The organism is Psychrobacter sp. DD43 (genome assembly GCF_904846555.1).
GTDB lineage: Bacteria > Pseudomonadota > Gammaproteobacteria > Pseudomonadales > Moraxellaceae > Psychrobacter > Psychrobacter cryohalolentis.
In genome coordinates, this window is sequence record NZ_CAJHBE010000003.1 from 208,781 (window position 1) to 215,106 (window position 6,326).

The 6,326-nt window shown below is 41.6% G+C and carries 4 protein-coding genes; 2 read left to right on the plus strand and 2 right to left on the minus strand.

The features are described 5' to 3' along the window. Nucleotides 1-46: 46 nt before the first annotated feature. Both JMX89_RS02880 and JMX89_RS02885 read right to left on the minus strand, forming a co-directional pair. Nucleotides 47-964, minus strand: coding sequence for a MaoC family dehydratase (locus JMX89_RS02880; protein ID WP_201550810.1), 918 nt, complete (start codon nt 962-964; stop codon nt 47-49). A 298-nt stretch (nt 965-1,262) separates the two neighbouring features. Further along, nucleotides 1,263-2,663 (minus strand): 3-oxoacyl-ACP reductase, encoded by a 1,401-nt coding sequence (locus JMX89_RS02885; protein WP_133104159.1) that lies wholly within the window; start codon nt 2,661-2,663, stop codon nt 1,263-1,265. Nucleotides 2,664-3,305: 642 nt separating this feature from the next. On the opposite strand from JMX89_RS02885, the gene JMX89_RS02890 reads away from it, so the two are divergent. Both JMX89_RS02890 and ppk2 read left to right on the plus strand, forming a co-directional pair. Further along, a complete protein-coding gene (locus JMX89_RS02890; protein WP_133104158.1) occupies nt 3,306-4,922 on the plus strand; it encodes an acetyl-CoA C-acetyltransferase in 1,617 nt (538 codons plus the stop codon). Between the two features lie 281 nt (nt 4,923-5,203). After that, nucleotides 5,204-6,217 carry a polyphosphate kinase 2 gene (gene ppk2 / locus JMX89_RS02895; protein ID WP_011513404.1) on the plus strand — a complete coding sequence of 338 codons (1,014 nt, stop codon included), beginning with the start codon at nt 5,204-5,206 and terminating at the stop codon, nt 6,215-6,217. Nucleotides 6,218-6,326 lie beyond the last annotated feature (109 nt).

Below are 6,326 nucleotides of genomic sequence, written 5' to 3' on the forward strand. Positions count from 1 at the left end.
GATAAATGTGTTCAATAGTAATGATTTTTGATATAAAAATTATATTTTACTTCGCTTCATCCTGCAAGGTAATCACACCAGCAAGATGCGGCTTGTCATTTTTTGCACTAAACAAACCAAACTGGCAAGTATCTTCTGCGCCTTCTAACTGAACAAGTGGATCAGCGATAAGTTCTACTTCAGATGGTAAGAAAATAGGCAGCTTAAATGACACCTCAACTGTACAAGCATCAGGCAGCTCGCCCATCATCGCCAAACACTTAGCTTTCGACCACATACCATGAGCAATAGCTTTTGGAAAACCAAAGGCACGCGCTGATAATGGATGCAAATGTATCAGGTTAAAATCACCAGAGACAAACGCATAACGGCGACCGATATCTTCTGGCACTTCAAAAATACTGTGAACACCCTCTTCATTGATTGATGGCTTAACGGCTACTGGACGCGGCGTACTCTTTTTGTCCTTACTGCTGGCAGGTTTTTTGCTGCGTGATAGATAAGTCGACGTGCCTTCCCAAATGATTTCGTCTGCTGCTTTTACCGTGGTGACAAAATCAAACTGCTGACCTTGGGCATGGTCACGCAAATTATCAAACATCACTGACATAGCAACCGTTTCACTCTGCTTAATGGCACGATACTGGGTCACGCTGTTATCGACGTGAACCAGTCCTAGCATAGCAAATGGAAATGGCTCTTTGACCATCATATTCATCTGTAACGCCTGTGAAAGCACCGAAAAATACGTAATTGGCACATTGCCATCGTCTGCAAAGCCGCAAATTTTACGATAATCATTTAGATTACTTTGATCGACATGCAAATCATCTACAAAATACGTTGCTTGCGGCAACTCATCGCGGCTAACTTTACCATTATTGCCGATAGGCAATAGGCTTTTGACAATATTTGCATAGGTAGTATGCGCTTTGGGCAACGCATCATAATGTTTGTCTGACATAATACATCCTAAGTTGGGATTGAGTAGTTTTTTGATGGCATTTAATATGCTATGAATTCGCTGACTAAAATATAAGATGAAATCCTAAAATAGGCATAACGGTGTTTGGCTTATTGTCACTTTGTTTTTATCATAAAAAAGCCACCCTTGGGCAGCTTTATTACAATTTATGAGCAGTTTTTTCGTAAGCATATGTGAAGTAACGTCAATACCTTGTATAATAAAGGCAATCAGCGACCAACTTTATGGCTCACATAGCCTTCTTTATCATCTGCATTTTCATCTGATATAAGAACAATTATGCACCTAATAAGCTTTGACCGCAAACGCGGACAACGTTGCCATTTAGACCACCAGAAGCAGGTGAGGCAAACCATGCGATGGTTTCTGCAACATCGACTGGTAAACCGCCTTGGCTCATCGAGTTCATACGACGACCTGCTTCACGGATAGCAAATGGAATCGCTTCAGTCATTTGCGTTTCGATAAATCCTGGCGCAACTGCATTGATGGTCATGCCTTTTGCATTATCTTCTAGCTGCTTGGCGGTTGCATTGACTAAACCAATGACACCAGATTTTGAAGTCGCATAGTTGGTTTGACCCAAGTTGCCAGCGATACCTGAGATTGAAGACACACAAACGATACGTGCAGCATCTTTTAGTACATCGTTATCTAGTAAATAACGGTTAAGCTTAGCGATGCTGCCCAAATTGATATTGAGCACCATATCCCACTGTTTATCATCCATATTTGCTAGTGTTTTATCGCGTGTGATACCAGCATTATGAATCACTGAATCCAAACCACCCCGTTTTTGTGCAGCTTCTGCGATTTCTTTACCAGCATCAGCACTGGTAATATCCACTGTCAAAGCCGAACCACTAATTTCATTTGCCACTTTCTGCAAGTCAGCTTGCTGCTGTGGTACATCTAAACAAATAACATGTGCCCCTTCACGAGCCAATACACGGGCAATTGCTTCGCCGATACCGCGACTTGCGCCAGTGACTAGCATGGTTTTGCCACCTAGTGGTTGGTTCCAATCGACATCGACATTAGAACCATTACTGACACGTACGACCTGTCCTGACACATAAGCTGAACGCGCTGACGTAAAAAAACGTAGCGTTGAGTCTAAATTCTGCTCTGCGCCTGCTTCAACATAGATAAGCTGTGCGGTAATACCACGTTTAAACTCTTTACCAACTGATTTTACAAAACCTTCAAGGGCACGCTGCGCCAATGCGGCTTCGATATCAGTCAACGCTTCTGGTGGACGACCAATGACGATCACTCGACCTGATTTTTCGACACGGCGCGCAACGCTATGAAAGAACTCGTACACTTGTTTGAGCTCTTCAGCACTGCTAATATTGCTGGCATCAAACAATAAAACTTTAAACTTATCATCACTGCCAGTATTGGCTTTGGCTTTAACGCCTGCATCCGACAGGGTATCTTTTACGTCATCACCACTATTTACAAAGATTTCCGTATGCAGCTCTGACAAAATACGAGCCACTGACGCACTAACTGCGTTATCGCCACCATTAGCACGACCAACCAGCACGCTGCCACGTACCAAAGGTTGACCACTATCAAAACGGTCAAGATCTACTGGCATTGGTAAGCCTAAATTCTTTGCAACCTTTTTACCAATAGACGACTGAACAAAATCACCATAACGGTCTGACATAATATAATCCTTTAATTGATGAATAAAATAATAGTAAACAAGAATAAAATGTATCTATGATGAAATGCGCGCTATTAAAGTGCATTGATTATAAAAAACACCTGTATAAAGCGGCATTAATATCATCATTTATAAATAATAAGTACTTATTAAATAGGTTAGAAACGGTCTTAACTATACACATTCATACCGAATAAGTCCAAAAACCACTAATGTCCATAGCAATATGTAGACAAGCCAGTATACAAGATGGACTATTTTTCTGCCGTTAAAGGATTTTAGTTTGTGCTAAACTAAGACCTATAAGTTATAGCAAATCCATTTATCGATAACAATATATTATCAAACCTACGATTATGCAATGCTTTTAATCAGTACTAGCCAGTTTATAAAGCTTGTATTTATCCTTGTAAACACTGCAATATCCATGGTTAAGCGTCACATCGTTTGCTAAAGATATACAGTAAGGTTATAAAAAGCGTCTTATGCTGTATGACAATAATGTGTAATATATATCGCAATAAATGGTAATACGTATCTAAAGTATTTTAGGTGTTTTTAGAATAAAGACTTCTATTATTTAAATATTTTTTTGATAACTTCCCTTTTCTATTTCTACCCATATTTTTTAAGGATAATATTATGAGTAACAAAAGCAATCACCCAGATAGTCCTGTTGTTGAGACCACCGTGGTAAAAGCCAGTGATGCTAAGAGCACCGATACTGCTGTAAAATCAGACATCACTGATGCTAAAAAAACAGATGCCAAAGCAGCAGAACCAAAAGCTGATAGCGCTAAAAAAGAAACCGTAGCAAAAGATAGTAAAACCACTGCTACGAAAGATGATAACGCAGCTAAAGAAAGTGCGGCAAAAAGTAACAGTGATAAAAAAGAAGCATCTAAAAAGGCTGACGCGACTCCTGCTAAGAAAACAAATACTGTGGCTAAAAAAGCAAGTACGACTAAGCTTAGCTCAGGTCAGAACCGTGTGGCTATCCTAGGTGGCAACCGTATCCCATTTGCTCGCTCAAACGGCTCATATGCTGATGTTAGCAACACGGATATGCTCACTGCTGCGTTAGATGGTTTGGTCGAGCGTTTTAACTTACAAGATGAAAAAATCGGTGAAGTCGTTGCTGGTGCAGTTATGAAACTGAGCCGCGATATCAACTTGACTCGTGAAGCGACATTAAATACTGCACTTAACCCACATACCCCAACGTATGATATCTCTCAAGCTTGCGGTACTGGCTTGCAAGCGACGTTTGCTTCTGCCAATAAAATCGCGCTTGGTATCATCGATTCAGCTATTACTGGCGGTGTTGACACTACTTCTGATGCGCCTATCGCAGTCGGCGATGGCTTACGTAAAGTATTGATTAAATTGGGCGCAGCTAAAGACAATAAACAACGCCTAAAAGCATTGATGGGTCTAAACCCGAAAGATTTACTTGATACGCCGCAAAATGGTGAGCCACGTACTGGTTTATCCATGGGCGACCATCAAGCGATCACTACGCTTGAATGGAACATCAGCCGTGAAGCGCAAGATGAGCTTGCCTTCAATAGTCATCAAAACCTAGCACGCGCTTATGACGAAGGCTTCTTTGATGATTTAATTACCCCATATAAAGGTCTGACCCGCGATAACAACTTGCGTCCAGATACCACTTTAGAGAAGCTAGCTAAGCTCAAGCCTGTTTTTGGTAAGAAGAATGCTAAGCCAACCATGACTGCTGCTAACTCTACCCCATTGACTGATGGTGCATCTTGTATCCTATTAGGTACTGATGAGTGGGCGGCAGCACATGGTCTAAAACCATTGGCTTATATCGTCCATCAAGAAACAGCGGCTGTTGATTTCATCGGTAAATCTGGTGATACAGAAGGCTTGCTCATGGCACCGGCCTATGCCGTACCGCGTATGCTTGAGCGTGCTGGTTTGACGCTACAAGATTTCGATTTTTATGAAATCCATGAAGCTTTTGCTTCACAAGTATTATCAACGCTTGCTGCATGGGAAGACGAGAAGTTCTGTGAAGAGCGTCTAGGTCTTGACGCGCCATTAGGCTCTATCGATCGTAGTAAGCTAAACGTCAACGGCTCATCACTTGCTGCAGGTCATCCATTTGCTGCAACCGGTGGTCGTATCCTAGCCACTGCTGCCAAACTATTAGATCAAAAAGGCTCAGGTCGTGCGCTTATCTCTATTTGCGCCGCTGGCGGTCAAGGTGTGACCTGTATCCTAGAAAAATAGTGATATGTAAATACAACGTGTAAGACTGATTCAGTTTTAAAAATACCCTTTAATCTATTGATTAGAGGGTATTTTTTTATCTAAATAAATATTGGCTACTTTATTAACACAATAATGAAGCCTTCTCTACTCATAGAATTGAGCGTGCTATGCTAAAGTAAAGATGGGTATAAAACAGAATAAAAATATTTGTCAAAACAACACTTGTATCGACGTAGTTTTGGATTTAATGGACTATAAGATAGTAACGGCATAATAAAAATATTTATCAGGAGCGCATCATGGGTAAAAAACCCTTAATAATTGACCCGACATCTTTAACCGAGCAAGAACGCAGTAAATTAACCACACCTGAGCAAGTGACATTCATAGAGCGTATGGATAAAGATCTTTTGAACGATGAGTTAAAACGCAAGATGCATCAAGACTTAATTGACAGTTACGATGAAGAGCTTGAGAATGAAATAGACGATTATGTACGCGATTTCCGGTTTGATGGTCGCGAGATGAGTGAGCAAGAGCGGTTAGATCGACGTACCTACTTTCAAGAGCTGGTACGTTTACAACGTGAGCTGATTAAACTGCAAGATTGGGTCGTTGATCGCGGTGAGCGCATTGTGGTGATATTCGAAGGACGTGATTCTGCGGGTAAAGGTGGGGCGATTAAACGTATCACCCAACGATTAAACCCCCGTGTTTGTCGAGTGGCTGCGCTACCCGCACCTACTGAACGTGAACAGTCACAGTGGTATTTTCAACGTTATGTGGCGCATTTACCTGCTGCAGGCGAGATTGTCTTATTCGATCGTAGCTGGTATAACCGCGTGGGCGTCGAGCGTGTCATGGGGTTTTGTACGGATGCGCAGTACGAAGAGTTTTTTCAATCAGTACCAGAGTTTGAGCGTATGCTGGTACGTTCGGGCATACGTTTGGTAAAATATTGGTTTTCAATTACTGATGATGAACAGCATTCTCGTTTTATGAGCCGGATTCATGACCCACTGAAACAGTGGAAGCTGTCAGCGATGGATTTGCAATCACGGCGACGCTGGGAAGATTATACAAAAGCAAAAGAGACGATGTTTGAGCGTACGCACATTCCTGAAGCGCCTTGGTGGGTGGTTGAGGGCAATAATAAAAAACGTGCAAGGCTCAATTGTATTGCCCATTTACTTGAGCAAATTCCTTATAAAGAAGTGCCACGCGATGAGGTGGAGCTACCTGATCGTAAGCGTGATGATGAATATTATCGCGAGCCTATTCCTGATGATATGTATGTGCCGCCGCGCTATTAATTATTAGCATTCACACTATCCAGAAAATATTGTGTCTCGTCCTAAAATAGATTGATAGTTTTTGCTAAGCCAGATACCCTGAGTATCTGGCTTTTTTGTATTAAGCAGG